The sequence below is a fragment of the Marinobacter sp. MIT932201 genome, from assembly GCF_047123295.1.
GTDB classification, from domain to species: Bacteria; Pseudomonadota; Gammaproteobacteria; order Pseudomonadales; family Oleiphilaceae; genus Marinobacter; species Marinobacter salsuginis.
Map to the genome: position 1 here is coordinate 1443812 of NZ_CP138917.1, position 25541 is coordinate 1469352.

Genomic DNA, 25541 nt, shown 5'->3' on the forward strand with positions numbered 1-25541 from the left:
TTGGTTTAAGTCACGCTGCCATAGCGGCCTGAATGTTAAGTTGCCGGTAGTAGTTTGCCTCAGCTTCTCCCGGCGGTATATATCCCAAAGGCTCCATCAGCCGTTGATGGTTGAACCAGGATACCCATTCCAGCGTTGCCAGCTCAACGGATTCCATGGATTTCCAGGGGCCGCGCCGGTGGATCAACTCTGCTTTGTACAAGCCATTGATGGTCTCAGCGAGGGCGTTGTCGTAACTGTCACCCTTGCTGCCTACCGATGGATCGATGCCGGCTTCGGCCAGGCGTTCCGTGTAGCGGATCGACACATACTGTGAGCCTCTGTCGGAGTGATGAATCAAGTCCTCTGACTTGTCGGGCTGACGGGCGTAGAGAGCCTGTTCCAGAGCATCAAGCACGAAGTCCGTGTTCATCGTGCGACTTACGCGCCAACCCACGATACGGCGCGCGAAGACATCAACGACGAAGGCCACATACAGCCAGCCCTGCCAGGTGGAAACGTAAGTAAAGTCGGATACCCAGAGCTGGTCTGGGCGGTCAGCGACAAACTGCCGGTTGACCCGATCTAGCGGGCACGGCACCGATCGGTCTGGGACCGTGGTGCGCACCGCCTTGCCACGTCGGGCACCCTGAAAGCCCAGGCGACCCATGAGTCGCTCCACGGTACAGCGGGCCACAGGAATGGCTTCCCGGTTCATCTGCTTCCAGACTTTATCGGCGCCATAGACCTTGAGATTGTCGTTCCAGACACGCTTGATCTGCGGCATTAAAACCTCGTCACGCTTGGCCCGGTCACTGCGTAGTTCTGGATTGCGCTGCCGGGCCGCATGACGCCGGTAGGCCGACGGGGCAACCTGCAATACCTTGCAGATCGGCTCGACCCCGTAGGTATCCCGGTGCTGATCAATGTAGGTGTTTATGACTTCAGCTTGCGGTCGAGCTCCGCCTGGGCGAAAAAAGCGCTGGCCGTGCGAAGGATGTCATTGGCACGCCGCAGTTCCTTGTTCTCGCGCTCCAGATCCTTCATTCGTTGCGCTTCGGCGGTGGTTGTACCGGGACGTTCACCGACATCAATCTCGGCACGCTTGACCCATTCCAGCAATGTCTGTGGCACACAGCCAATCTTGGGGGCAATCGACTCCACAGCAGCCCATAGCGACGAGTACTCGCCACGATGCTCCTGCACTAGCCGCACCGCACGTTCTTTAACTTCAGGGGAAAACTTGTTGGATTTGTTCATGGCTCCATTCTCTCAGATGCTGGAGCCTCCTCAAAACCCGGGGCGGTTCACTCAGCAGCAGAGTCCTGTCGCGAGCAAAGCTGAATGACAGCCTGTTGTTTTTGGCTCGCAGACCACGGTGAAGTACCTGTGGTCTTGCCAGTCACAGACTTTCTTGCCCCAGGGTGTAGTTCGTCAATCCATGAAATCAGTGTGGCAGTGCACGGGTAGCCTAGCGATCTTCTCGTGTGGGCGAGACAACACTGGCCGTACTTGAAATAGTGATCTACTGCTAGCCGCTTCTGAGACAGTGAATATTTGGGCTTCCTGCTGGGCCTTGCAGGTAAGTCTCCTCTTTCGACAAAGGTACGGTACCACCGGCGTAAGTTCTTCTTTGATGGGTAACCCAACTGTCGGACGACGGTTGCAGCGCTTTTGCCGCAATCGATATAGAGCTCCACAGCTCGAATACGGTCTTCATACGAATACATAGACTACCTCCAATGTAGTCCAAGATAACGTCCGCACCTCCTTTACGGACTTTTAACACCGGTGCTGACACTGAACCAAGGCGTATAACTGTTACTCGGTCAGGCGCAGTTGCTCACCGCGCCAGGTTTCGCCCCAGTGGAGTTTGCCCCGGTTCAGCCGGTGGGCACACATCTAGTACCAAGACCATCGTGGACCAGCACTTTAATCCGGTTGCCTCGTTTGTTGGCGAACAGGTAGGCGCAGTGGGGCCTGCCTTAACCAAACACCTGGATGATTCGCGCCAGAGCCATGTCCGGCCCCACGATTCACTGGAAGATCTGACGCCATGGGAATATCTGGCGAAACACCAACGGGCGGAAAACTCTAATCAGCGGTGCAACTAAAACAGGGATGTTTACAATCAACGGGTTTTTCAAATAGTAGCTTGCCGCTCCATCGCCCGGATTCGACGTGTTGTGCAACCTGATAGAAAATCACCTCAATCAATTTTCTGACAGCGATTGAAGCGGGGCGGTTGCCTGGAGTAGCTATCGCCAGCGAACGGTAGAGTTCGGGCTTAACGATAGGGACGGCAACAATCTCCCCGCGTTCCACCATTTCACTGACAGTGGCAGAGGATAAAATGGTATAACCGAGCTGTTGCTTTATCATCTCGCTTAGAAGCGGCCACGCACTGACCTCAAAGGCCAGGTCGATTTTTTTGTGCCTTTGCATCGCTTCCTTTTCCATTCGCGCTCTCAAGCCATGTTTTTCTTCGGGTAGGATCAGCGGTAGATTGAGAACTTCGTCAAGATTCACCGTATTCCGTTTCGAGATTTCGGTGTCCGGCGGAGCAATCAAGAAAAAACGCTCGTCAATCAGTGGGGTATGGCGCAAGTTCTTATGCTTGCTTTGATCATAAGTGATCACCAAATCCAGCTTTTGCTGAGAAACCATTTGCTGCAGCGTGCCGCTCATGGCTGATCTCACTGCGAGATTTACACGTGGATAAAGTGTGCGGAACTGTTTGACGATCATCGTTGCCAATTCGTTGGAGATCGTTGGAAGCAATCCCAGCTTCACCTGACCGGTTACGGTCCCAGAGACTGCCGCCACATCTGCTTGAAGCTGTTCTGTATCCTTAAGCAGGCCTTTGGCGCGTTCATAAAGAACTTCTCCCGCGGTCGTCAGCAAAACACCCCGCCCATGGCGAACAAACAGCTCAGCATCCAGGGCTTCTTCAAGCAATCTAATTTGGCGGCTTAAGGCCGGTTGTGCAATGAATAGCGCCTCCGAGGCACGACTGAAACTACCTCTCTTGGCAATGGTAAGAAAGCTGTTCAGTTGGCGAAGATCAATCTTGAGGTTGGAAGCCATACAGTCTTGACCATTTATTGTTAGATGCCGTATCCCGCTGATTGCGGTCCGTCCTTTAAGCTATACCAACGGTTACTAGGAAATATAGAAAAAAACGATACTGGTTACGTTTCAAACAAGGTCATTAAAAAGGATAATGGAAACATTGGTTTATGCGTTATCTGTTCTGGTTTGGTCTTTGTCGCGGCGTTTGGCTTTTTTGATCTTTGTCATTTTTATTCAATTAGCGGACAAATTGCTTCAAGACGCTATCAAGTAGCCCTTGCATCATTTGCAGTATTGTGACGACGAAAGGTCAGGGTTGTAGCAATCGTTCGAATCAGCCCGCGCGGATTCTTTGAGGGTCGCGCTACCCCTTTCAGACGTACTCGCCATCGACGTGAAGAGTAGCTCAACCAAGCAAAGCAGGAATGTGAGTGCTTTGGTCTACTGGAGCACGTTGTTGCTGGCGCGAGACAAGCGCTTGTCGGGCGGGAGGAGAACCAAAAACAAGACGGAGAAGCAATATGTACCCCAATCTCAAGATGTACATCGGCGGTCAGTTCGTGGACGGACATGGTGAATCCAGCCAGTCGGTCATGAATCCCTCCAATAATGAGGTTCTGGCCACGCTACCTTATGCAAGTGAGAGTGACCTGGACCGGGCGCTGGAATCGTCGGAACAAGCCTTTCGTTTGTGGAAGAAGGAACCCGCCGTGGAGCGTTCTCGGATTTTACGGAAGGTGGCCGAGCTTATTCGAGAAAGAGCAGAGAACACGGGGCGGGTACTCACGCTGGAACAAGGGAAGCCGGTTCGCGAAGCCATTGGCGAGGTCTTGTCCTGTGCTGAGCATGCTGAATGGCACGCGGAGGAATGCCGCAGAATATATGGTCGTGTCATTCCTTCACGAAAATCGAATGTACAACAAACTGCACTCAAGGAACCGATAGGAGTGTGCGTTGCTTTTTCGCCGTGGAATTTCCCTTTCAGTCAGGCTTTCCGCAAAGTTGTCGCTGCCATTGGCGCTGGCTGTACGGTTATTCTTAAAGGGTCAAGTGACACCCCTGCCTCCGTAATGTTGATGGCACAAATATTCCATGATGCAGGTTTGCCAAAGGGCGTTTTTAACGTCGTATCTGGTGACTCTGGCATGATTTCCGAGTACTTGATCAGGTCGCCGATTGTTCAGAAGATCAGCTTTACCGGCTCTACGCCGGTCGGTCGGAAGCTGGCGTCACTTGCCGGAGCTAATATGAAACGTTGCACCATGGAGCTTGGCGGTCATGCGCCGGTCATTGTTTGTGACGACGCAGATATCGACAAAGCCGTTAAAGACCTGGTCGGATTCAAGTTTCGGAACGCGGGGCAGATTTGTATCTGTCCGACGAGGTTCTTTGTTCAGCGGAATATCTACAACGATTTTGTCTCCAGGTTTTCGGAAGAGGTAAAGACAATCAAAGTAGGATGTGGGTCCGATGACTCCACAACGATGGGGCCTCTGGCCCAATCTCGTCGGGTCGCGGAGATGCAGAAGTTCGTTGACGACGCTTGTCAGAAGGGCGGTGTGTTGGTGACGGGCGGTGAGACGCCGTCTGGCGCGGGAAACTTTTATCCACCAACGGTTCTCAAAGATGTTCCTGATGATGCGATGTTCATGAATGATGAACCTTTTGGCCCAATTGCAGGTTTTGTGCCGTTCGACAGCATCACCGAAGTGCTGGAACGAGCTAACCAGTTGTCCTTCGGGTTGGCTGCCTATGCGTACACCTCATCTGTTAGCAATGCCCATCGTATTACCAATGGCCTGGAAGCCGGTATGGTCTCTGTGAACCACATAGGGCTGGCGTTGGCGGAAACTCCCTTTGGGGGCGTCAAGGAAAGCGGCTATGGTAGGGAAGGTGGCAGTGAGACCTTTGATAGTTATCTGGCTACCAAGTTTGTGACTCAGATGAGCTGATGTCGGTTGAGAGCCAAGAGTAAGAGTTTGCTTTGAGTTAAATGGTTATAAACTTAATTTTATCTTCGGGTCTTTCGATCAAAAATAAAAAGGAGACCGTTCATGGCCAGTAGCTTGTTAGCACCAAATGACATTCTAAATGTTATACCTGGGCAGGTAATCTGTGAGGGTACTGTAGAAAATACGCTAAAAAATCGGCTTTCGATGAGAAACTATCGGTTCGATAAAACTGAAGTTTATATCCCTGAAATGCGGGATTACATGCTGGTCAGGTGGGAGTCTCCGCCTGAAAATCTTGGTTTCTTCCATTCGGGTAAGTGGGCAGATCAGGATGCTCGTACCGATAGCGTGACAATTCTGGCGCGTGGAGAGCCATCTCGATGGTTCTGGACAAATGATATTCAGGTCTCACACGTTTATGTCTCCGAGTCTGCGATAAAAAAAGTCGCTAATGATCTCTTTGAGAAAGATGTTGACAGTTTGAATATCGATCATAGAGCTGTTTCTCAGGATGCCACACTGGCTGAGTTGATGAAGTCATACGAACGGGAGTGCCTGGGTGAAAGTCTCGGTGGTCAACTGTATGCAGATACCATTGAGACTCAGATATGTATCCATATGATTAGGGAGTATTCTCAATGCAAGCTTCGTGAAATTCAGATTGATCGAAGTATGCCTGTTTCAAAACAAAAAACGATTGAAGAATATATTGCTGAAAACCTTGATCAATGTATAAGTATCGATGATTTAGCGGAAATCTCAGGATTTAGCAATTCGTACTTTATTCGTCTGTTCAGAAATGCGTTTGGTATGCCTCCACACGCCTATATTCTTCAGCGTAGGCTAGAAATGGCGAAGGCGATGCTTGAGTCGCCGATGGATATACCAATCAAGGTTATTGCAATGGAGTGTGGTTTTTCCGATCAGAGCCATCTAACGCGTCTGTTCAAGAACAAATTTTCTACAACGCCTAACAGGTATAGGAATAAGACGAAACTAACCAAATTTTGTTGAACTGCTGATCAAGATATTTGCCTTAGATGCCCGACCCTCTGCTTGCAGAGTGAGTCGGGCATTGTTTTGATGCCTGGCTGATTTTTCCGGCACAACCCAACTCCCATACGGTCTTCCCCGATCCTGTAGTTGCAAGGGGTTTTCAACCAGAATTGCGATGCAGCAATTTCGGTGTCTATGCTAGTTATAATCTTTGCTCGAAATCTAAAAAAATGTTTTGGTCCCATTTAATAAAATTTATTTTTTATGTTCTGGTTCAAAAAATTAATAAATACATTCAATATTCCAAAGGTCTATATCAGGATCATTTGATTTGGTTTTATAAAAAATCAACAAAGGAAAAGCCAGATGATCCAGAAAAAAATAAACAAGAGTATTGCTGATAAATTTGAGAAACAAACGAATCGTAACCATTTTAAGGTGGTGAAATCAAAACTGTCGTGTGCAATTCTATTGGCGACAGCATCCCTCCCAGCATTTTCTGAAAGCATCACAGTGGGCGACACTAACCTTACGCTGTATGGTTACGCAAAGCTTGACCTCATCTATGATTTCGATTCGCCTCTTGGTATTTCGATTCTCCACCAGAATATCAGGCTTGACGATACAAGTGGCCCCGATGGTCATTTTGACGCGCACGCCCTAGAGTCCAGGATCGGCATTTCAACCGTTACTCCTACCGAACTGGGAAATATCGAGACCCGGGTTGAAGGCGATTTTTATGGGCCCGGCGGGACCTTTCGACTCCGGCAGGGGTACGGTACATGGAATGGCATTCTTGCAGGTCAAACCGAAACGAACTTTTCGACGTTTCTTGGTTACACTCCGAGCATTGATTTCACCGGTCAGGTCGGACAAACAAATCTGGACCGTCAGGCGCAGATTCGTTACTCAACAGGGGGGCTCTCTATAGCTTTAGAGGAAGCTGACAAGCAAGGAGGCCTAGCCTATGAAACGGAAGAGACCGTCGAAATCAAGAGTACCCTTCCAGATCTGACTCTCAGATATGACGATGCTCTGGGCGGTCTGAACTATTCCTTAGGGGCCGTGTTGCGGCAGTTGACTGTTTATGATGCCGCTGCTGACCGGGAAGAAGACGAATTCGGTTATGGTGTCACCTTCTCGGGAAAAATGCCCGTTTCATCAAGGGTGAGCCTGCAAGGTGCAGTAGTCTACGGAGAGGGTGTTGGTGGTTACCTGTGGTTAAACCCGGCTGCGCCGGCCTACTATGACCCTGTTGCTGGCGAACTCGAAGCTATTGAAGCCGTTGGCGGTACTCTTGGGATATCCGTGGCTGTTGGTCCTGGTTTAGCAAACCTGGCCTATGGTGTGTCGGAAGCTGATCTGGATGACATAAGAAATGTCGACGTTAGCAATGAGGGCGAACAAAATACGAGCCTTTATTTGAACTACCTGTGGTCGCCCATCGAGAGTGTCGATTACGGGATTGAAGTGAGCCACCATACTCGAGAATTGGTTGGGGGGCGTGAAGGGAAGGCGACACGTCTTCAGGCGATGGCCAAATACACTTTCTGAACATTGACTTAAGCGTTGTTGTGCCTTTGGTTGCCCCGACTCTCAGTCGGGGCCTTTTTCTGTATGGATCAGTGTCGTTTTTTATGTCCCATAAGGAGCAGGATCAGGTTTCGAATAAATTTAATTCCAGTAAAGTTCAGCCAATTGATCTGCTGCCTCGATAATTCCGACAAGTCCGTTCCATTTTTCTATCAGTTCGGACATCTTGTCTGCAAGCTTCTTGGTTCTCGCCCCATCAATGTTATATTCGTCTGCGTAGAATTCCGGGGAAAATTTTAGATCTTCTTTGATAAAATCTCTTGATTTTTCGAGGAAATTGCCTTCTGCCATCCAGGATGTTGATGCCTTTCTTTTCTGCTTTAATCATGTCGCTATCAGCTTGTTGCTGATAGAGGAAGCTAACATAGGCAGCCATAATCCGTCCGGCCTTCAGCGGACCCTCATTTTCTCTGGTGTTGAAACGATTCCACGGGTCACGATTAAGAGTTGTTGCTCGACCTGCGGCATATAGACCGCCTGGAACGTCGGTAGTTATGTTTTTGACAACATCATGGAGATTGAAGTTGGCCAGTTCTGCGGGTGAGAGGAAGGTGCAATCCACAAAACCTTGCTCGAGTACTTCATAAACTTCATGTATCGGGATTGCTACCGATAATCTCCCGAAATTCTTCGCCCAGCGAGCCCAGGAAGCCCCAGATATTCGCAAGCGCTTGCCGTTTAGTTCTTCAACCGTATTTACTATAGCATTACAGAACATTACGTAAGAGGGTATAGATACAATCGGGGTATAGACTTGGTTGCTTGACGCGAATTCACTCTGATATTCCGGGCAGCTGATCATTATATATTTAAGAATGGCCTGGGAATAAGGGTAGCCCTCTTTACCGGACACTTTACTCTGCAGTAATTGACGTGTTGGACCGGTATTTATTCAGGGCTACTCTGAGGGCTTAGAGGGTCATCACAAATACGGTTGTACTGATCAACAGGTAGATCTACTCGTTCAGGCGGTTTTGAGTTTTGCGAGAGAAATTTGTGGTCAGTATTTCCACGGCAATCGACGAGTTGATCCGCTCGGCGTACGGCAGTGGCAGGAAGATCGCGATGATGATGTATAAGTAAGCAACTATGGTGATTATTCCGGGCGGGGGGTGTTGAATAGAAATCGGGCCAGAATATCAAGGCTGATATGTATCATCATCGGCGCTATGGCGAGCCCGTCGAGAGTTATAACTTTCTTATTGATCTCGTTTATTAATACTTTGAAGTTCTCCTGCAACTTGCGACCAATTCTTGCACTACTTACTTTTGTGCTCATTACTATGATCGGCCCCTATTTGAAGATTGAGATACGGTCGAAGGGGGCCTGCTTCGGGTTGAAGCAGGCCATGATGGAAGTGCAATCAGTTCGCGGTATATCCTCCATCCACAATGATTTCTGCACCATGAACGAAGGATGATTCGTCGGATGCGAGAAACAGCACCGCTTTTGATACCTCGTCGGGTGTGCTGGGCCGGTTCATGAGCGTGGGGCCAAGAAGCGTTTTACGGGTTTCTTCATCCGTGTGCAGCAAGTCCTTAGTCATGGGCGTATCGATCACCCCGGGGTGCACGGAATTCACGCGGACATTAAAGTCTGCGAGGTCCACGGCGCAGGACTTAGTCATCAGACGTACAGCACCCTTTGATGCGATGTACGCGCCAGCGCTTGGCGCGCCGATGATGCCATAAATGGATGAAATATTTATAATTGAGCCGCCACCACTCTCCTGCATGAGAGGCACGGCTTCCCGGATGCCGAGAAAAGTTCCACGTACGTTTATATCGAACGTGCGATCCCATTCTTCGTTACTAGTCTCATGGACTGGTTTGAGAATGAGTGTTCCTGCGTTGTTGACCAAGATGTCCAGCCTGTCAGCCTTTTCTTTGATCGATGTGACCGCAGCCTTCCAGTCAGCTTCATTGGACACGTCCAGTCGCAAAAACTCAGCATCTCCTCCCTGGCTGCGAATTGCTTCCACGACCTGTTTGCCGTTTTCCACATCAATGTCACAGACGAATACTTTTGCCCCCTCAGCAGCCAGTAGTTCCGAGTGAGATTTCCCCATCCCCATGGCACCACCGGTAACCAATGCAACCTTTCCAGTTACTCGTTTCATCATTGTTTCCTTGAGTCTGCTCCGATGACAGAAGGGGGCAATTTTTTAACTGCCCCGTTCCGTAGTGGACATGCGTTGCTCAGTTGTCGAATTCGAGCGTCGAATAGTTGTCATCAACGACGGCCTGAAGCTCTTGCCGGTAGGCGCCAAGCCCGGCCATGTAGAAACGGACGGTATTTTTCTTGCCCGGTATATTTGCGCCGAAGATCCATGACTGGGCTTTGGGAAAAAGCGTCATATCGGCAATCGATTGGCAGGTTTCTACCCAGGCTTCCTGTGCCTCGGGCTTCGGTTCGATGGTCTTATGGCCGTTGCGTTCGGTCACTGCAATCGCATCGGAAATCCACTCAACCTGGGTCTCAATGCTTGGAGGAAGGTTGGTGAAGGGACCGTTCGGGCCCAGAATCATGAAGAAGTTCGGGAAATCCGCTTCCATTACCCCCAAATAGCCCAGGGGGCCGTCTTTCCATTTATCCTGAATGGTGACGTCATTGCGGCCCTGGAGGTCGATCCGCGTATAGTTTCCTTCAACGGCATCGAAGCCTGTTGCAAAGATGATCGCATCCAGCTCAATCTCCTTGCCGCTTTCAAGAAGAATGCCGTTTTCCGTGAACTTTGAAATCGGATCGGCTTTAACATCTTCCAAGGATACGTTATCGCGGTTATATACCTCGTAGTAGTGATTGCCACACAGAGGACGTTTGGCGTAGAGATCGCTGGGCATCAGTTTCTTGGCGGTCTCGGGATCCTTAACGATCTGAGCAATTTTACGCTTGATAAAGTTTGCTGCAGCGTCGTTAGCCTCCTGGTCTGTTGCGATATCCGAAAATGTTTCGAACATGAACCGGAAGCCACCGCCTTTGTTCCAGATTTCCTCGAAGACGCGTTCACGTTCTTCTTCTGAGACTGATGTGGCAGGCACTGTGCTCTCTTCAAAGCCGAAGGCAACAGCAGACGATTTCACCTGATCCCAGATAGCGTCATAGTTGTCTTTGTATTCCTGAATTTTCTCCTCACTTTCGGGCCAGTTTCCAATCGGTACCACGTACTGTGGAGAGCGTTGAAATACGGTCAAGTGTTCTGCCGTTTCGGCCATCGCAATGATAACCTGGACCCCGGTAGAACCTGTGCCGACAACGCCAACTCGCTGTCCGGAGAGATCCATTCCTTCAGGCCATGCACCGGTGTGGATGATCTCGCCTTTGAACGTGTCCATTCCATCGAAAGGCGGTTTATTGGTTGCTGACAGAAGGCCCAGGCCGGTTACCAGATATTTTGCGGTAACCATCTGATCTTTGTCTGTCCAGACTCGCCAGAGTTGGGTAGATTCGTCGAAATGGGCAGCGGTTACCTTGGTGTGGAACTGGTAGCTGCGCCGAAGGTCGTAACGGTCAGCCACATCGTTCAGATAGTCCAGAACTTCGGGCTGCGTCAGATAGCGGTTCTTCCACCGGGCGTTTTCCAATCCCTCCTTGTCGAAGGAGAATCGATAGCAGAAGCTCTCGGTATCTGATAACGCGCCAGGGTAGCGATTCCAGTACCAGGTACCACCAACGTCGCTGGCGTTGTCATAGGCTTGAACTCTCAGCCCTTGTTCATCCCGCAGTTTGTGAACGGCATAGAGCCCTCCGAATCCTGCGCCGACTACAACGGCGTCAAAATCAGGAGTCTCGGTTCTTGTATTTGTGGTTTTCTCGTTCATGTGAGCTTCCTCTTCGAACACAATTGATCTCCGGAGCAAGAAGCGCCCCGTTTCTTCGTTTGTTTTTAATTCAGGAATGCCCGCGCCGGCAATTGCCGGCGCGGGTGACGAAGTATCAGAGGTTCTGATACCAGTCGGCGATACGATCCAGTTCCTCGTTTGCTTCCGGTGCGCGGCCCGAGAGGGCGGGAAATACGTGCTGCATGCCAGGCACCACAGAAAGCACAGTTTTTACACCCCGCTCTTTGGCCTTGGCGTGAAGGGTCTCTGAATCGCTAAGCAGCGTTTCGGCGCCTCCAGCGGTGATATAAAGCGGCGGGAAACCGTCGAAATCGTTTTCCAGCGGATTGGCTAATGGATCGAGTGGATCGGTTTTGTCGCCGAGAAACATGCCCGCCATGCCTTCCAGGATTGGCTTTCCAACGAGTGCATCGGTTGAAGCATTGGATTCCAGAGTGGCGCCCCGCAGCGCCATGTCGAGCCACGGAGAATAGGCGATCACTGCCCCTGGCAGGGGAAGCCCCAGATCACGGAACTTGAGCACGCTGGCAATGGCCAGATTGCCTCCGGCGCTATCGCCTGCGGTGATCAGGTTGTCTGCCTTGTAGCCTTGATCCAGCAACGCTTTGTAAGCGGATACAGCGTCCTCAATCTGGGCAGGAAACGGATGTTCCGGTGCTCGGCGGTAGTGGAGAATTACGGCCTGAACCTTAAGCGCCTTGGCAAGGTGGCCGGCCATTTTACGGTGGCTGTCTGCGGACCCCACAGCGAAGCCGCCACCATGTGTGTAAATGATGGCGCGTGAGCTATCCGCACCGTCTGGCAATGCCCAGATGGCTTCAACGCCGCCAACATGGTCGCTCTTATAGCGAACGTTTTCCGGTTCCAGAGCAGGCTGGCCCCATTCATCAAACATGCTGCGCAGGTTTTCAATGGAAAGATCAGGATTGGCAGTCATGCGATTGGTCCAATCCTGATAAAGGTCGCGCAAGACATTGGATTCTTTGCTAATTGTCATTGTTCTTCCTCTTGGTTTTTTGCTGATGAATACAACGTCTTTCAGCTCCTTACATAAAAGATTGCGACTTACGGATTACGCTGGTGCTGAAGACTTTCAACTGCAGATTAAGTTCCGGCCAAATCTGAGTATTGAAGATTCCTGTTCAGATATTGGAGCATCCTGCTTTTTTCAGAATGACCCGGTTGTTGTTTTATTTCGAAGATGTCTTGATGTTGATTAACAGGTTTCGCTTCAAAGGTTTGTACAAAAGAAAAATAAGTCTATTCAATCCAGAAAGGCAAAATAACGGGATAATCAAACAGAATTTCTATTAGTTGAATAAGTAGGAAACCGATAATCCAGATAGACGTACCGAGTACGGGCAAGTTTCATAATAAGTGCTATTCGAACCGGTACCTATCTGAACCATGGGAGTAATAACAATGTCGAATCAGATTGAGACTGACGGAGCATACATCCGTTATGAGTTTTCTGAGTTCGCGGGAAACTTGGAACCTGTAAAGTATGAGATGCCCGTTCCGCAAGGAAATGAGGTTTTGCTGAAAGTCGATTACTGCGGCGTTTGCCATAGTGATGTTCATGTGCATGACGGCTATTACGGCCTTGGCAATGGCAAAAAGCTGAATCTCGGAGACCGTGGAATCAGGCTGCCGGTAACACTTGGCCACGAAGTTGTGGGAACCATTGTGGCCGTGGGCGAGGATGCCATCGATGCATCGGTCGGCGAGCAGAGGTTAATCTATCCATGGATTGGGTGTGGCGAATGTTCTGTTTGTCAGCGGGGCGAAGAAAATCTGTGCGGTAAGCCTGCTTCACTCGGCATTTTTAAACCCGGTGGTTACTCGGAATACATCACTGTTCCCCATCCGCGTTACCTAGTGGATCTTGGCGATCTCAACCCTGCAAATGCATCTCTGTTGGCCTGTTCCGGCCTGACAACCTTTTCGGCGATCAAGAAAATTCAGCCGTTGCACCAAGAAGAGTATGTGATTGTTATTGGCTGCGGTGGGCTTGGCCAATTGGCAATCAGAACGCTGAGATCCGACGGAATCAGTAACATTGTTGGCGTGGATGTTTCCGAGGATAAAAGAGAGATTGCCAGGAAGGCCGGTGCAAAAGTCGTCCTCGATCCCCGTAGCTTAGATGCGACTGACACGTTGACTCGGGAGGCAGACGGGAATTGCATGGCTGTTCTGGACTTTGTGGGCAACGAACAAACTGTTGAGTTTGGCCTCAAGGTTCTTAAGAAGGGAGGGAAGCTGGTCGTTATCGGTTTACATGGCGGCGAACTGCGCTATCCGATTCCTTTCCTGGTCACGAAGGCAGTTACCATAATCGGCTCCTACACAGGAACACTGGCTGAAATGAAGGAGTTGGTAACGTTTGCGAATCAACATGATCTTCTAGACATTCCCGTAGAAATTCGGGCGCTTGAGAGGGCTGAATCTGCCGTGGAAGACCTGTCCAACGGAAAGGTTTCCGGACGAATAATTCTCAAGAACTAATTGAGCCTAGACTTGCTACTTGAGGTCAACGCTAACCGTTGACCAAGTTTTAAATTAAGGCGTGAATCTTCAGTATGTCTCTACCTTTGCCTCGGTTGGGTTTTACCGAGGCTTTTTTATGAAACTTTAAAATAGTCACAAGATAAATAGCCATTATACCGGTTGGTGGTTAATTTTTTTGGACAAAGATAAAGGTATCAGTAGAAGTTATAGAAGATATGTTGATCATATAATAGATATTTCGTTTATAAATTATTAATTTAATTCACAACTTAATAAGTTTTGGAGAACGGGATGCCACTTGATAACGAGACTTTGAACCAATTTATTGACAGCGTCCGGCGATATGTCCGGGGTCGCTTGGTTCCGTTGGAAATGCAGGTCGCGGAAGAGGATCAAATACCCGAAGGGGTGATCGAGGAAATGAAAGAGATGGGGCTCTTCGGGTTATCAATCCCGGAAGAGTTCGGTGGCCTTGGGCTGACCATGAGTGAAGAAGTGGCCATCATTCAGGAGATGGGGTACACGTCACCGGTGTTTAGGTCGATGTTTGGTACCAACGTAGGCATTGGCTCCCAAGGCATTATCATCGACGGCACCCCCGAACAGAAAGCAAAGTACCTTCCGAAACTTGCCTCCGGCGAACTGATTGGTTCATTTGCACTGACAGAAGCGGACGCCGGTTCCGATGCGGGTTCGGTCGTGACGACGGCAAAGCGAGACGGCGATGAATACGTCATCAATGGCAGCAAACGTTATATAACTAACGCGCCTCGGGCGGGTGTTTTCACGGTGATGGCCAGAACTGGAAGCCGGGAGGAAGGCAGTCGGGGTGTATCCGCTTTTCTGGTGGACGCGGATTTACCGGGCATCTCGTTGGGGCAGCGCGATAAAAAAATGGGCCAGAAAGGTTCTCATACCTGCGACGTGATCTTCGAAGATGTTCGAGTGCCGGTATCTGCCATGATCGGAGGTAAGGAAGGGCAGGGCTTTAAAACAGCGATGAAGGTTCTGGACAGGGGGCGGTTGCACATAAGTGCACTGAGCGTTGGTACAGCCAAAAGGCTGATAGACGAGAGCCTCGCCTACTCGACCCAAAGAAAACAATTCGGCACTGAAGTCGCCAACTTTCAGCTGGTCCAGGCAATGTTGGCTGACAGTCAGACCGAGTACTACGCCGGCAAATGCATGGTGGAGGAAACCGCGCGAGCCTATGATTCCGGTGCCGCGGTGTCCATGAATGCTTCCAGCTGCAAGCTCTACTGCACCGAAATGGTAGGCCGTGTCGCGGATCGCGCAGTGCAGATCCATGGTGGCGCCGGTTATATCAGTGAATATTGTGTCGAGCGATTCTACCGGGATGTGCGTCTGTTCCGGCTTTACGAAGGCACTTCCCAAATCCAACAGTTGGTCATTGCCAAGCAAATGATTCGCAACACTGGAAGCTCACTCTAATCCAGGAGTCTGGTATGTCTGGTCCATTATCAGGAATTCGAGTACTTGATTTGTCCCGCGTTATGGCCGGCCCTTGGTGTACCCAGATCATGGCTGATTTGGGGGCTGAAGTCATCAAGGTCGAGCGCCCCGAACAGGGAGATGATACCCGTCATTGGGGCCCTCCCTGGCTTAGGGACAAGGCCGGTAATCCTACCAAGCAGTCGGCTTATTACCTCTCCGCCAATCGTGGCAAGTACTCTGTGACCATCGATATTGGTAAGCCAGAGGGCCAGGCGCTGATCCGTGAATTAGCCGCAAGTTGCGATGTTCTGGTAGAGAACTTCAAAACCGGTGGGCTGGAGAAAAAGGGGTTAGGTTATGGGGACCTCTCAGCACTGAACCCCGGCATTGTTTACTGTTCGATCACAGGGTTTGGCCACACCGGCCCCATGGCCCATAACGCAGGCTACGATTACCTGATTCAGGCTCAGTCAGGGCTAATGAGTATCACCGGTGTGGCGGATGGAAAACCCGGGGCGGGGCCGCAGCGCGTGGGTATGGCGGTGGCTGATTTGACCACCGGGATGAATGCAGCGATCGCCGTTCTTGCCGCTATTCATCACCGCAACAAAACAGGTGAGGGGCAGCATATTGATATGGCCCTACTGGACGTCCAGGTAAGTTGGCTGGCGAACCAGGCTCTGAATTACTTTTGTAGCGGCAGTGTCCCCGGACGAACGGGTGAATATCATCCTAATCTTGCACCCTACCAGCCGTTTCCCACCAAAGACGGCCAGGTAATCATTGCCGTTGGTAATGATGCCCAGTTCCATCGTCTTTGTGGCGTCATGGGATGCGAAGAACTGCCGAGGGATCCACGGTTTGCAACAAATCCGGAGCGGGTTGTTCATCGACAGGAGCTTGTCGGAAAGCTGTGTGAGTACACCCGCTTGAGGACTAGTCGGGAGTGGATGGATTGCCTCGGTAAAGTACAAGTGCCGTGCGGTCCCATTCAGAATATTGCAGAAGTTTTTGAAGATCCGCAGGTCAAGGCTCGGAACATGAAGCTGGAATTGGAACATCCGCTTCTTGGTAAGGTTCCGGGAGTTGCGAATCCGATCAAGTTTTCCAAAACCCCGCAGCGTTACGAAAAGGCACCGCCGTCACTTGGGGAGGATACGGTCGCAATTCTTGAGAGAGCTCTCGGCAAATCAGCAGAAGAAATCCGGAATCTTCAGGCCCGTGGAGTCGTCTGACTCCCGCCCGTTAACCTCAATCCCACCTGAGTTAACTGTTCAGATTTCGGCTCCACCTTTCAATAGAGGAACGTCCCACATATGTTGGTCTCTTATCAACAACTTGATGATCTCGGTGTTATCCGCATCGATAATCCCCCTGTAAATGCATTGTCCCAGGGTGTGCGCGAGGGCATTTGCGACGCGGTAAAGTTGGCGCAGGGTGACGGCACGAAAGCAATTGTTGTCGTGTGCGAGGGGCGTACATTTATCGCAGGTGCGGATATCAATGAATTTGGCAAACCGATGCAGGAGCCGACGCTGCCTCAGGTGAACGCGGCTCTTGAATCTTTAACCAAGCCTGTTATCGCCGCTATACATGGAACCGCATTGGGGGGCGGGTTTGAGCTGGCTTTGAGCTGTCACTACCGGTGTGCATTAACATCAGCTTCCGTCGGTCTCCCGGAAGTTACCTTGGGGCTACTGCCCGGCGCGGGTGGAACCCAGCGTTTACCTCGCCTGATAGGGGTAAAAGCTGCTCTGGATATGATGACAACCGGTAAAAAAATCAATGCGACGGAAGCTCTGGATCTTGGTGTTCTTGATCGGGTTTTTGACGGCGATCTTACTCGTTGTGCCATGGAATATGCCCGAGAACTCATCACTGAAGGGGCGCGCCCGAGGCAGATCCGCGATCTCTCCATCCCGAATGACAGCTTCGATAAAGACTCCTTCGAGAGTTATCGAGGCCAACTGAATAAGCGCAAGAGAGGCCAGGAAGCACCACAGAAAATAGTGAGTTGTGTTGAGGCGGCGATGGGAATGCCGTTTAAAGAAGGGCTGGCTTTCGAACGTTCCCGCTTCATGGAATGTGTCAAATCTGAGCAGTCGGCTGCGTTAAGGCATATTTTCTTTGCGGAACGACAGGCACCAAGGGTACCCGGAATCGATAAGTCTGTTACTCCCCGTGTCGTTCAGAGGATCGGTATTATTGGTGCTGGCACCATGGGTGGCGGCATTGCCATGTCATTTGCCAATGCAGGCATCCCTGTAACTTTGTTGGACTCCAGTGAGGAAGGGCTGGAAAAGGGAATTGCGCTGATTGGTAAGAACTACGGCGTGAGCGTGAGCAAGGGAAAGCTTTCGGAACACCAAGCCATGGAGCGAGAAGCCCTCATTACCGGCGCTGTTGATTACGGGAAATTGGCCGATGTCGACCTCGTAATTGAAGCGGTCTTCGAGAGTATGGATGTAAAAAGGCAGGTTTTCAGTCGTCTGGATGAGGTGTGCAAGCAAGGGGCCATTCTTGCAACGAATACTTCTTACCTTGATGTAAACGAAATTGCTGCTTCGACTTCCCGGCCACAGGATGTTGTTGGCCTGCATTTCTTTAGTCCCGCCAATGTTATGCGTTTGCTGGAGGTCGTCAAAGCAGAGAGTACTTCCGATGAGGTTGTCGCGACCGCTATGGCTCTGGGCAAACGTATAGGAAAGGTGCCGGTGCTGGCTGGTGTGTGTTATGGCTTTATCGGCAACCGGATGCTCAGACAGTATGCGAGGGAGGCCCAGTTGTGCATGATCGAAGGCGCGGAGCCTGCCCAAATCGATAGCGTGCTTATGAACTTTGGTATGGCGATGGGGCCACTGTCGGTAGGTGATCTGGCTGGGTTGGACATTGGGTATAAGGCCCGTCAGGCATTGACCGAAAAGCAGAAGGGGGACCCGCGGAGCTACTGTATCGCCGATGCCTTGGTTGAGCTTGGTCGACTTGGACAGAAGGCTGGGGCGGGATATTACAAGTATGATCCGGAAACGCGAGCGCGCTCAACCGATCCGGTTGTTCTGGATGTGATTAGAGAGCAAGCCAGGAAGTACGGCGTACAGCGACGGGCGCTGTCGGATGAGGAGATTTTGAACCGGCACCTACTGGCATTGATAAACGAAGGGTTCCGCATACTTGATGAGGGAATTGCCCAGCGGGCCGGTGACATTGATGTGGTTTATGTTCATGGCTATGGATTTCCCGCTTACCGTGGCGGTCCGATGTTCTATGCGGGACAGCGTGGATTGGTCAATGTTCTAAAGGAAATTGAAAGGCTGTATGAGGATACCGGAGAACCCTATTGGGCCCCAGCGACTCTTCTCAAGAAACTGGTTGCCGAGGACCTGACCTTGAACGATTGGATTGGCGTTAACGGTTAATCTGGCATTCAGCTCTCAAAACTTAAACAAAGAGTATTATCATGACAAATGTATTCATCTGCCATCCCCGCCGCTCGGCCATCGGCCGCTTCGGCGGCACCCTTGCCAGCATGCGCCCTGATGACCTCGCAGCCCACATCTTCAAGGCCGTGCTCGCGCAGTCTCCGGAACTGGACCCCGCTGCTATCGACGAGGTCATGATGGGCTCCGCCAACCAGGCCGGTGAAGACAACCGCAACGTGGCAAGGATGTCTGCCCTGCTGGCTGGTTTGCCCACCTCCGTACCCGGTACCACCCTAAACCGGCTGTGCGGCTCCGGTATGGACGCGGTGGGCACCGCTTTCCGCGCCATTCGTGCTGGAGAAATGGATCTCGTACTGGCCGGCGGAGTGGAGTCCATGTCCCGCGCCCCCTTCGTGATGGGCAAGGCCGACAGCGCGTTCTCAAGAAGCCAGAAAATTGAAGACACCACCATCGGCTGGCGTTTCGTGAACCCGTTGATGAAGCAGCAGTACGGCATCGACTCCATGCCAGAAACAGCCGAGAACGTCGCGGAACAATTCAGCATTTCCAGGGAAGATCAGGATCTGTTCGCCTTCCGTTCCCAGCAGAAGACGGCCCGAGCACAGCAAGAGGGCGTGTTTGCCGAGGAAATCGTGCCGGTGTCCATCCCCCGCCGCAAACAGGACCCAGTGGTATTCGACACCGACGAGCATCCCCGCGAAAGTACGCTGGAGAAACTTGCTGCCCTGCCCACGCCCTTCCGTGAGAATGGCAGCGTGACCGCCGGTAACGCCTCCGGCGTCAACGATGGCGCCGCCGCCATGCTGGTTGCCAGTGAAACCGCGGTAAAACAGCAGGGCCTCAAGCCCATGGCAAAAATCCTCGGTATGGCTACTGCCGGCGTAGAGCCCCGCATCATGGGTATCGGCCCGGTACCGGCGGTTCAGAAGCTGCTAGAGAGGCAGAACATCAGCATCGCCGACATTGACGTCATCGAGCTGAACGAAGCCTTTGCCGCCCAGGGCCTGGCGGTCCTGCGTGAGCTCGGCATTGCTGATGACGATCCCCGGGTGAACCCGAACGGCGGCGCCATTGCGCTTGGCCACCCGCTGGGCATGTCTGGCGCCCGCCTGCTGATGACCGCCGCCCACCAACTGCAGCGCACCGGTGGCCGTTACGCCCTGTGCACCATGTGTGTGGGTGTGGGCCAAGGTATAGCCACTCTCATCGAACGAGTTTGAGATGATATTCCCTTGGAATCCTTATAATTTGGGGCCTCGGTGTACTGGACACGCCTAGCCTATGATTGACCACTGAGGAAGCGGTCAATCACAGGGAGCCAAGCAAATTGGTTATAAGGATGGAGAGCCTGGCCAATACTACCGAATAACCATTTAATAGGGCGGCGAACAGGGAAGCAAAGCCATACTGCTTTTTCTTCCCTCCGGTATCGCTCGGGCGTCGGTCAATGCTGACATTGTCCAAAATCCAAATGTTCGCTTTGCGACCTTTGCGTTCATTGTATAAGTCTCTACTCAAAGCCTCGATTATTTTCTGGGAGATTACACTGGGCCTTCAAATCCACTACGTCATCAAACCCCGTTTCGTAACCCTCAACCAGGACCGGCGTCTCCGGTGGCAGGCTTTTCAGCCGTTTGATCAGTTCTTCCGCAGTCATGTCTCGTCTCCCGTCTTGTCAAAGGTCGAGAACGATCGGTGGGTTGGTGGGCGCATATCGTGCGGTGCAGGTGCTGGCATTGATTAACGTCGCCGTGCCGTGACGGTGCTCGCCGTAGCCTTCGTGAATATGCCCAAAGACGTGTGCTGTAAGGTTAAGCTGGCTGAGCCGATGTAAGAGATCAACACACCCCACGTTCTGGCATTTGAAGCTGAGATTCACTTGGTCCCCGATACCCTTCGGTGGCCCATGGGTTATCAGTACATCAGTGTTGTCGGGGATTTGCTGCCACTTGTTATACAGTGACTGGCCGCGATCCAGCATAAATGCCCAGTCCATGAAGGTGGGTGTCCAGGGTGAGCCCCAAAATCGAACACCTTCAATGATGACGCCGCTGTCCTCAAGATAGATCGCATTCGTCAGCGCTTCGACAGCAAGCTCGGGTGTCTCCTGAAACGCCCAATCATGGTTACCGGCAATGACAATTTTGTGCCTGTGGGGCAAAGTGCCGAGCCAATCGTTCAGGTCTTCCACGTTATCTAGGGTGCCAGCCCCAAGGCAATCTCCGGCATGAATCAGGACATCGCCATCCGGCACCTGTGGTATCCGGCGGTGTAGACTGTGGGTGTCAGAAACACATACAAGCCTCATCGGTCTTCCTATTTCGCGTGTAATGTGGGTGGCATGCTTTGTCTGCAAGCAATGGTAACCTTGCTCTGGAACGCGCAGTCGGATCCGTCTTCAGCGAACAATCTGATAGGCTGGTCGCGCTAAAACGCAGCCGTCATTGGCCATCCTTATCGAGACATGCCCATGTCACACACTATGTTCCTCGGAATAGCCCAAAGTATAACCGGGAGCGCCCCCTAGTCACGTTCATCGATGTTGAGGAGTCTGGGTTGGACATGCAACAAAGCTACCCGATTGAGATTGCCTGGGTGGACTCCTTGGGTAGCGCGGATAGCTTCCTGATTCGACCATCCCCCGCGTGGACATACTGGGAGCCGAAGGCAGAAACCATTCATGGGATTTCCCGAGAGCCCCTCATACGAGCTGGTTTATCGGTGGAGCAAGCTGCCGAGCGGTTGAGTGATGCCCTGGGGCTGGAAAACGGTGTGCAGCGACGCGCCTGATTTTGATGCTCAATGGATTGATACCTTGTTTCGCGCTGCGAGAATGGAACACGACTTCAAGGTCGTGGACCTTCGTGTGCTCTATACTGAGATCGGCCCCGACGCCACAGAACGGTTTCGTCATCGGGCCGCTTTAACGGTGCCTGCGCACCGGGCTGAGGCTGATGCACGGCGGTACGCACTGGCTTACGGCAAAGTGCAGAACTCCGATCCGGCTATGTGACTTAACTTACGATGATGTGTCCAAGAAAGGTGATCAGTGGAGGCCAGACTGGCGCTGACCGGGCAGCCCTCGATGCGGGCTTGGCAACGGGACTGGCCATTGGCGGGTGCTGCCCGAGGGGGCGCATGGCTGAAGATGGACCCATCGATGACCGTTACCCGCTGGAAGAGATTACCGGTGGGTACCGCCAGCGCACCAAACGCAACGTGCTGAATGCCGACGGTACGGTAATTTTCTATCACAGCGCCCCAGAAGGTGGTACTGAAGCCACGCTGGCTTTCTGTATCAGAGAGAAGAAACCTTATAAGCTTATTGACACCGAGAGTGTGGCGGCGAGCACTGCAGCGGGTATGATCCGAGAGTTCGTTCAGCGCAATGCCATCACATCGCTAAACGTGGCTGGCCCCCGTGAGAGCCGCTGTTCTGGGATGTATGGGTTCGTCTTAGAGGCACTTTGTCTGTCGTTGTCTGGGGGCGGCCTCAGTTGAAGGATTTCTCAGATTGCCCCTGATGCTCGATGCTGGAACATCAGCTCAGTCGTACCCAAGCCCGAGCTCTTGATCTAGCGCACTTAACTCGTTCAGCGCATCCAGGCGCCCACTCTGCCACTGGGTTACCAGCTCGGTTCCGAGTGACCAGTCCATAAAAGGCAATAGCCGGACGATGTTGCGTGCATCATCCACACCCCGGTGGTGGTGTCCCTCGAATTCGAGCTCATGAAATGCCAGAGCGTGGGCCAGCCCGTTCTTTTTCTTCTGCCCCGTTGTCCTACGCCAGATCTGTTTGAGGTTCAGATGAGGGTAGGTCAGAAAAACCGGTGGTGAGTTGTATTGTTCACTCTCCGCCTGAATATGGAGTCGGTCGTAATCCCCCCAGCTACACCAGATGAACTCCTTGGCAGGACTCCCCAGCCAAGCGTTGATCTCCTGACACACCACCGTAAATCCGGGGGCTGCATCCACCATTGTCTGGCTAATGCCAGTCAGTTTTGTACAGAAACCGCTCAGATGGGGGTGCCGCACGGGGCGCACCAGAAAAGACTTGCTGTCCAGTAGCGTTCCGTCACGAGTGGCCAGCGCGCACCCAAACTCAATGATCTCCATGTTATGGATGCTTTGTGGCTGGCCGGATGGGGCGTGCCGGCTTTCCCAGCAGGTCGCCTCTAAATCAATGACGAGAAGCGGTGAGTGATCGCTGAAATAATCCATCAGAAGCCTTGTGCTTTTCGCGCGTTAGTATTTTTCACAAGTTCCAGCTGCGTAAACCGCTGAAGGTTGCCACCCATTCCACGTGAAGCCTGCCACCCGGACCGGAGCAAGGCTGCCACCCATCGGAGCGTAGCGACGCGGGGTTTCTCTTCTTACTCCGAAGTCTCAGTGCCCGTCAACTTTGCCTGCTGTTTTCGCATGGATTCGCCCCGCAGATTGATCTTGTAGGCGTTGTGTACGAGCCGGTCCAGGATGGCATCTGCCAGAGTGGCGTCACCGATGATGCCGTGCCATTCCTCGATGGGTAATTGGCTAGTGGCGATGGTGGAGCGCCGGCCATGTCGGTCTTCCAGCACCTCCAGCAAGTCCCGCCGGTTCTCCGCGCTCAGCTTCATCAGCCCCCAGTCATCCAGGATCAGCACGTCGACCTTGGCCAGGCTGGTCAGGAGCTTTGAGTATTGGCCATCGCCCTTGGCGATGGTCAGCTCTCGTAGCAGCCGGGTCAGGCGGACGTACTGGGCGGTGTAACCCTCCCGGCAGGCCTTGTGTGCCAGAGCACAGGCCAACCAGGTTTTCCCGACGCCAGTCGGGCCGGTGATGAGCACGTTCAGGTGTTCCTTCACCCACTGGCAGCTGGCCAGACTCTGGACAAGCCCTTTATCCAGGCCCCGTGAGTTCCGGTAATCAATGTCTTCGAGGATGGCGGCGTGTCGCAGCTTGGCCCGGCGCAGGCGGCTGCTCATGCGTCGGTTGTCCCGTTCCGTCATTTCCCGGTCGACCAGCAGGCCAAGGCGCTCCTCGAAGCTCAGGTCGGTAATGTCGGGGGTGGCCGATTGATCCGCCAGGGCGGCGGCCATGCCGGTCAGTTTGAGGGCGTGGAGCTTATCCAGCGTGGGATGTTTCAGCATGTCAGGTTCCTTCAGTGGTAGTAGGCGGGGCCACGGATGTTGTCGTGTGTGTCGGGTAAGGCCAGTTCTTGTTGCTCTTCCAGGGGCTGCTCATCCAGGCGGTGCTTGAGGATGGATTCGATGCTCTTGTATCGGCAACTGCCCAGCATCAGGGCGCGTTGGCAGGCACGTTCTAATCGTGCCTCGCCGTAGCTCTGGCCCAGCCGGAGAATGCCCAGACAGGACCGATAGGCCTGTTGCGGATGCTTTCTTGCCCCCAGCGCGGTACGGATAAGCTTTTCAGTTGCCGGTCCAGTCTTGGCTGCCCAGGCGGTCAGTCGCTCTGGGGTCCACTCGCCGGCTTGGCGATGGGACTCCGGCATGTGAGCGGCGATGGTGCTATGCCGACCCTTCTGATCCGAACGCCGGTGGCTGGCGATCCGGTTGCCCCGGTGGAAGCATTCGATGGTGTTGTGGGTGATCCGGACCTCCACCTCTTTCTTGATCAGGGTGTAGGGCACCGAGTAGTAGTGCCCATCGATGGCCACGTGGTAGTCGATGTGTACCCGGGCTTTTTTCCACTCGGCGTAGACATACGGCTCGGCGGGTAGCGGTTGTAGAACCGGCTGGTCCAGCTGTTTGAAGTGATCAAGCCGGCACCCGGGCAACTTGCGGAAGGGGCGGCTATTGAGCTTCTCCAACAGCTCACGGATGGTGGCGTTGAGCTGCCCCAGGGAGAAGTGCTGACGATGGCGCAGGGCCGCCAGGATCCAGCGCTCAACGATCAATACGCCACCTTCCACCTTGGCCTTGTCACGGGGCTTGCGAACCCGTGTGGGGACAACGGCCACGCCATAATGGCTAGCCATATCCTGATAGGTCGGATTGAGATCCGGCTCGTAGCGATGGGCCTTGCTGACGCCGGAACGGAGGTTATCCGGAACCACCAGTTCCGGCACGCCGCCCAGGAACTCGAAGGCTCGGATGTGAGAGCCGATCCAGTCCGGCAGGGTCTGGCTCCAGGTGGCCTCGGCGTAGGTGTAATTGGACGCACCCATCACCGCCACAAAGACTTGCGCCTCATGGATCTCACCGGTGGTGCGATCAATGACGGGCACCGTGTGCCCAGCATAGTCCACGAACAGCTTTTCACCGGCTCGGTGGTCCTGACGCATCACCAGATCCAGCTTGCCCTGCCAGGCCCGGTAGTGCTCGCAGAACCAGCTGTACTGGTAGCCATCCGGATTGGCTTCCCGGTACTCCTGCCAGAGCAGGAACAGGGTGACGTTCTTGCCCCGGAGTTCATCGTGGATTCGCTTCCAATCCGGAATGCCTCGGGCCTGTGCCGGCAGATCCGGTGGTGGCGGGAACAGCCGTTGCTCCAGCTGGGCTTCACTCAGATCCTCTGGCAGCGGCCAGCCAAGCTCCGCCTCAGCAGCACGCCGCAGATACTCGCTCACAGTGGGGCGACTGATGCCGCAGGCTGCGGCAACCTGCCGGTTACTCAGCCCTCGCTCCCACTTGAGGCGAAGGACTTCTTTGATTTTACGCATGGATAACCTCATCGCTGGCATCTGGCCCTCTCCGGATGAAAA

The 25541-nt window shown here is 52.7% G+C and carries 21 protein-coding genes and 1 other annotated feature; of the genes, 10 read left to right on the plus strand and 11 right to left on the minus strand.

The window, feature by feature from the left end; genetic code table 11:
* Positions 1 to 10: 10 nt before the first annotated feature.
* Positions 11 to 1239, minus strand: a protein-coding gene (locus SIC15_RS06625) for an IS3 family transposase (RefSeq protein WP_091644139.1) whose coding sequence is annotated in 2 segments (ribosomal slippage) — positions 11 to 951 and positions 951 to 1239 — 1230 coding nt in all. Because the reading frame shifts where the segments join, the coding sequence is not laid out codon by codon here.
* Positions 845 to 961 (minus strand) — a sequence feature (AL1L pseudoknot). Its footprint overlaps the gene before it by 117 nt.
* 834 nt (positions 1240 to 2073) lie before the next feature.
* Complete coding sequence (locus tag SIC15_RS06630) at positions 2074 to 3066, minus strand: LysR family transcriptional regulator (protein WP_075195746.1); 993 nt, start codon at positions 3064 to 3066, stop codon at positions 2074 to 2076.
* Between the two features lie 506 nt (positions 3067 to 3572).
* On the opposite strand from SIC15_RS06630, the gene SIC15_RS06635 reads away from it, so the two are divergent.
* The 3 genes from SIC15_RS06635 (at position 3573) to SIC15_RS06645 (ending at position 7553) form a co-directional block, all read left to right on the plus strand.
* Complete coding sequence (locus SIC15_RS06635; RefSeq protein ID WP_069183787.1) at positions 3573 to 5003, plus strand: NAD-dependent succinate-semialdehyde dehydrogenase; 1431 nt, start codon at positions 3573 to 3575, stop codon at positions 5001 to 5003.
* A 102-nt stretch (positions 5004 to 5105) separates the two neighbouring features.
* Positions 5106 to 6017 carry a helix-turn-helix domain-containing protein gene (locus SIC15_RS06640; protein WP_075195747.1) on the plus strand — a complete coding sequence of 304 codons (912 nt, stop codon included), beginning with the start codon at positions 5106 to 5108 and terminating at the stop codon, positions 6015 to 6017.
* A gap of 348 nt (positions 6018 to 6365) precedes the next feature.
* The gene (locus SIC15_RS06645) at positions 6366 to 7553 is read left to right on the plus strand and encodes a DcaP family trimeric outer membrane transporter (RefSeq protein WP_069183789.1); all 1188 of its coding nucleotides are present in this window, start codon (positions 6366 to 6368) and stop codon (positions 7551 to 7553) included.
* A 241-nt stretch (positions 7554 to 7794) separates the two neighbouring features.
* Here the strand turns inward: SIC15_RS06645 and SIC15_RS06650 are convergent, their stop codons facing one another.
* The 4 genes from SIC15_RS06650 to SIC15_RS06665 form a co-directional block, all read right to left on the minus strand.
* On the minus strand, positions 7795 to 8445 hold the full coding sequence (locus SIC15_RS06650; protein WP_075195748.1) for a hypothetical protein: 651 nt from the start codon (positions 8443 to 8445) through the stop codon (positions 7795 to 7797).
* 511 nt (positions 8446 to 8956) lie between these two features.
* A complete protein-coding gene (locus SIC15_RS06655; protein WP_273633627.1) occupies positions 8957 to 9715 on the minus strand; it encodes a glucose 1-dehydrogenase in 759 nt (252 codons plus the stop codon).
* Between the two features lie 76 nt (positions 9716 to 9791).
* Positions 9792 to 11414 carry a flavin-containing monooxygenase gene (locus SIC15_RS06660; RefSeq protein ID WP_075195766.1) on the minus strand — a complete coding sequence of 541 codons (1623 nt, stop codon included), beginning with the start codon at positions 11412 to 11414 and terminating at the stop codon, positions 9792 to 9794.
* A 115-nt stretch (positions 11415 to 11529) separates the two neighbouring features.
* A complete protein-coding gene (locus SIC15_RS06665; protein ID WP_069183792.1) occupies positions 11530 to 12432 on the minus strand; it encodes an alpha/beta hydrolase in 903 nt (300 codons plus the stop codon).
* Positions 12433 to 12857: 425 nt separating this feature from the next.
* Between SIC15_RS06665 and SIC15_RS06670 the strand changes: the two genes are divergently transcribed.
* The 5 genes from SIC15_RS06670 (at position 12858) to pcaF (ending at position 20058) form a co-directional block, all read left to right on the plus strand.
* Positions 12858 to 13940 (plus strand): alcohol dehydrogenase, encoded by a 1083-nt coding sequence (locus SIC15_RS06670; RefSeq protein WP_075195750.1) that lies wholly within the window; start codon positions 12858 to 12860, stop codon positions 13938 to 13940.
* 294 nt (positions 13941 to 14234) lie between these two features.
* Entirely contained in the window at positions 14235 to 15395 is a 1161-nt protein-coding gene (locus tag SIC15_RS06675) for an acyl-CoA dehydrogenase family protein (RefSeq protein WP_069183794.1), read from the plus strand.
* A 14-nt stretch (positions 15396 to 15409) separates the two neighbouring features.
* Positions 15410 to 16633, plus strand: a complete 1224-nt coding sequence (locus tag SIC15_RS06680) for a CaiB/BaiF CoA transferase family protein (RefSeq protein ID WP_075195751.1) — start codon at positions 15410 to 15412, stop codon at positions 16631 to 16633.
* Positions 16634 to 16714: 81 nt separating this feature from the next.
* A complete protein-coding gene (locus tag SIC15_RS06685) occupies positions 16715 to 18814 on the plus strand; it encodes a 3-hydroxyacyl-CoA dehydrogenase NAD-binding domain-containing protein (protein WP_069183796.1) in 2100 nt (699 codons plus the stop codon).
* A gap of 38 nt (positions 18815 to 18852) precedes the next feature.
* Entirely contained in the window at positions 18853 to 20058 is a 1206-nt protein-coding gene (gene pcaF, locus SIC15_RS06690) for a 3-oxoadipyl-CoA thiolase (protein WP_278592427.1), read from the plus strand.
* A gap of 290 nt (positions 20059 to 20348) precedes the next feature.
* Here pcaF and SIC15_RS06695 read toward each other — a convergent pair whose 3' ends face one another.
* Both SIC15_RS06695 and SIC15_RS06700 read right to left on the minus strand, forming a co-directional pair.
* Positions 20349 to 20495 carry a hypothetical protein gene (locus SIC15_RS06695; RefSeq protein ID WP_172514340.1) on the minus strand — a complete coding sequence of 49 codons (147 nt, stop codon included), beginning with the start codon at positions 20493 to 20495 and terminating at the stop codon, positions 20349 to 20351.
* Between the two features lie 18 nt (positions 20496 to 20513).
* The gene (locus SIC15_RS06700; RefSeq protein ID WP_075195753.1) at positions 20514 to 21146 is read right to left on the minus strand and encodes a metallophosphatase domain-containing protein; all 633 of its coding nucleotides are present in this window, start codon (positions 21144 to 21146) and stop codon (positions 20514 to 20516) included.
* 254 nt (positions 21147 to 21400) lie between these two features.
* Here SIC15_RS06700 and SIC15_RS06705 point away from each other — a divergent pair, with 254 nt between their 5' ends.
* Together SIC15_RS06705 and SIC15_RS06710 are read left to right on the plus strand one after the other, a co-directional pair.
* On the plus strand, positions 21401 to 21628 hold the full coding sequence (locus tag SIC15_RS06705; RefSeq protein ID WP_075195754.1) for a hypothetical protein: 228 nt from the start codon (positions 21401 to 21403) through the stop codon (positions 21626 to 21628).
* A gap of 237 nt (positions 21629 to 21865) precedes the next feature.
* Positions 21866 to 22339 (plus strand): putative molybdenum carrier protein, encoded by a 474-nt coding sequence (locus SIC15_RS06710; protein WP_197746154.1) that lies wholly within the window; start codon positions 21866 to 21868, stop codon positions 22337 to 22339.
* A 45-nt stretch (positions 22340 to 22384) separates the two neighbouring features.
* On the opposite strand, the gene SIC15_RS06715 is transcribed toward SIC15_RS06710, so the two are convergent.
* From SIC15_RS06715 to istA, 3 genes are all read right to left on the minus strand, one after another.
* Positions 22385 to 23059, minus strand: a complete 675-nt coding sequence (locus SIC15_RS06715; RefSeq protein WP_075195757.1) for a 3'-5' exonuclease — start codon at positions 23057 to 23059, stop codon at positions 22385 to 22387.
* Between the two features lie 152 nt (positions 23060 to 23211).
* Positions 23212 to 23967, minus strand: a complete 756-nt coding sequence (gene istB, locus SIC15_RS06720; RefSeq protein ID WP_008170042.1) for an IS21-like element ISSpu5 family helper ATPase IstB — start codon at positions 23965 to 23967, stop codon at positions 23212 to 23214.
* 11 nt (positions 23968 to 23978) lie between these two features.
* Entirely contained in the window at positions 23979 to 25520 is a 1542-nt protein-coding gene (gene istA, locus SIC15_RS06725) for an IS21-like element ISSpu5 family transposase (RefSeq protein ID WP_053114397.1), read from the minus strand.
* Between the last annotated feature and the right edge of the window lie 21 nt (positions 25521 to 25541).

Excerpts from the sequence above, each read along its gene's own strand:
- SIC15_RS06670 (WP_075195750.1), top strand. The coding sequence starts at position 12,858 with ATGTCGAATCAGATTGAGACTGACGGAGCATACATCCGTTATGAGTTT.
- SIC15_RS06680 (WP_075195751.1), top strand. The coding sequence starts at position 15,410 with ATGTCTGGTCCATTATCAGGAATTCGAGTACTTGATTTGTCCCGCGTT.
- SIC15_RS06665 (WP_069183792.1), bottom strand. The coding sequence starts at position 12,432 with ATGACAATTAGCAAAGAATCCAATGTCTTGCGCGACCTTTATCAGGAT.
- SIC15_RS06715 (WP_075195757.1), bottom strand. The coding sequence starts at position 23,059 with ATGGATTATTTCAGCGATCACTCACCGCTTCTCGTCATTGATTTAGAG.
- SIC15_RS06705 (WP_075195754.1), top strand. The coding sequence starts at position 21,401 with ATGCAACAAAGCTACCCGATTGAGATTGCCTGGGTGGACTCCTTGGGT.
- istB (WP_008170042.1), bottom strand. The coding sequence starts at position 23,967 with ATGCTGAAACATCCCACGCTGGATAAGCTCCACGCCCTCAAACTGACC.
- SIC15_RS06655 (WP_273633627.1), bottom strand. The coding sequence starts at position 9,715 with ATGATGAAACGAGTAACTGGAAAGGTTGCATTGGTTACCGGTGGTGCC.
- SIC15_RS06710 (WP_197746154.1), top strand. The coding sequence starts at position 21,866 with ATGTGTCCAAGAAAGGTGATCAGTGGAGGCCAGACTGGCGCTGACCGG.
- SIC15_RS06640 (WP_075195747.1), top strand. The coding sequence starts at position 5,106 with ATGGCCAGTAGCTTGTTAGCACCAAATGACATTCTAAATGTTATACCT.
- SIC15_RS06685 (WP_069183796.1), top strand. The coding sequence starts at position 16,715 with ATGTTGGTCTCTTATCAACAACTTGATGATCTCGGTGTTATCCGCATC.
- SIC15_RS06635 (WP_069183787.1), top strand. The coding sequence starts at position 3,573 with ATGTACCCCAATCTCAAGATGTACATCGGCGGTCAGTTCGTGGACGGA.
- SIC15_RS06675 (WP_069183794.1), top strand. The coding sequence starts at position 14,235 with ATGCCACTTGATAACGAGACTTTGAACCAATTTATTGACAGCGTCCGG.
- SIC15_RS06700 (WP_075195753.1), bottom strand. The coding sequence starts at position 21,146 with ATGAGGCTTGTATGTGTTTCTGACACCCACAGTCTACACCGCCGGATA.
- SIC15_RS06660 (WP_075195766.1), bottom strand. The coding sequence starts at position 11,414 with ATGAACGAGAAAACCACAAATACAAGAACCGAGACTCCTGATTTTGAC.
- SIC15_RS06645 (WP_069183789.1), top strand. The coding sequence starts at position 6,366 with ATGATCCAGAAAAAAATAAACAAGAGTATTGCTGATAAATTTGAGAAA.
- istA (WP_053114397.1), bottom strand. The coding sequence starts at position 25,520 with ATGCCAGCGATGAGGTTATCCATGCGTAAAATCAAAGAAGTCCTTCGC.
- SIC15_RS06695 (WP_172514340.1), bottom strand. The coding sequence starts at position 20,495 with ATGACTGCGGAAGAACTGATCAAACGGCTGAAAAGCCTGCCACCGGAG.
- SIC15_RS06630 (WP_075195746.1), bottom strand. The coding sequence starts at position 3,066 with ATGGCTTCCAACCTCAAGATTGATCTTCGCCAACTGAACAGCTTTCTT.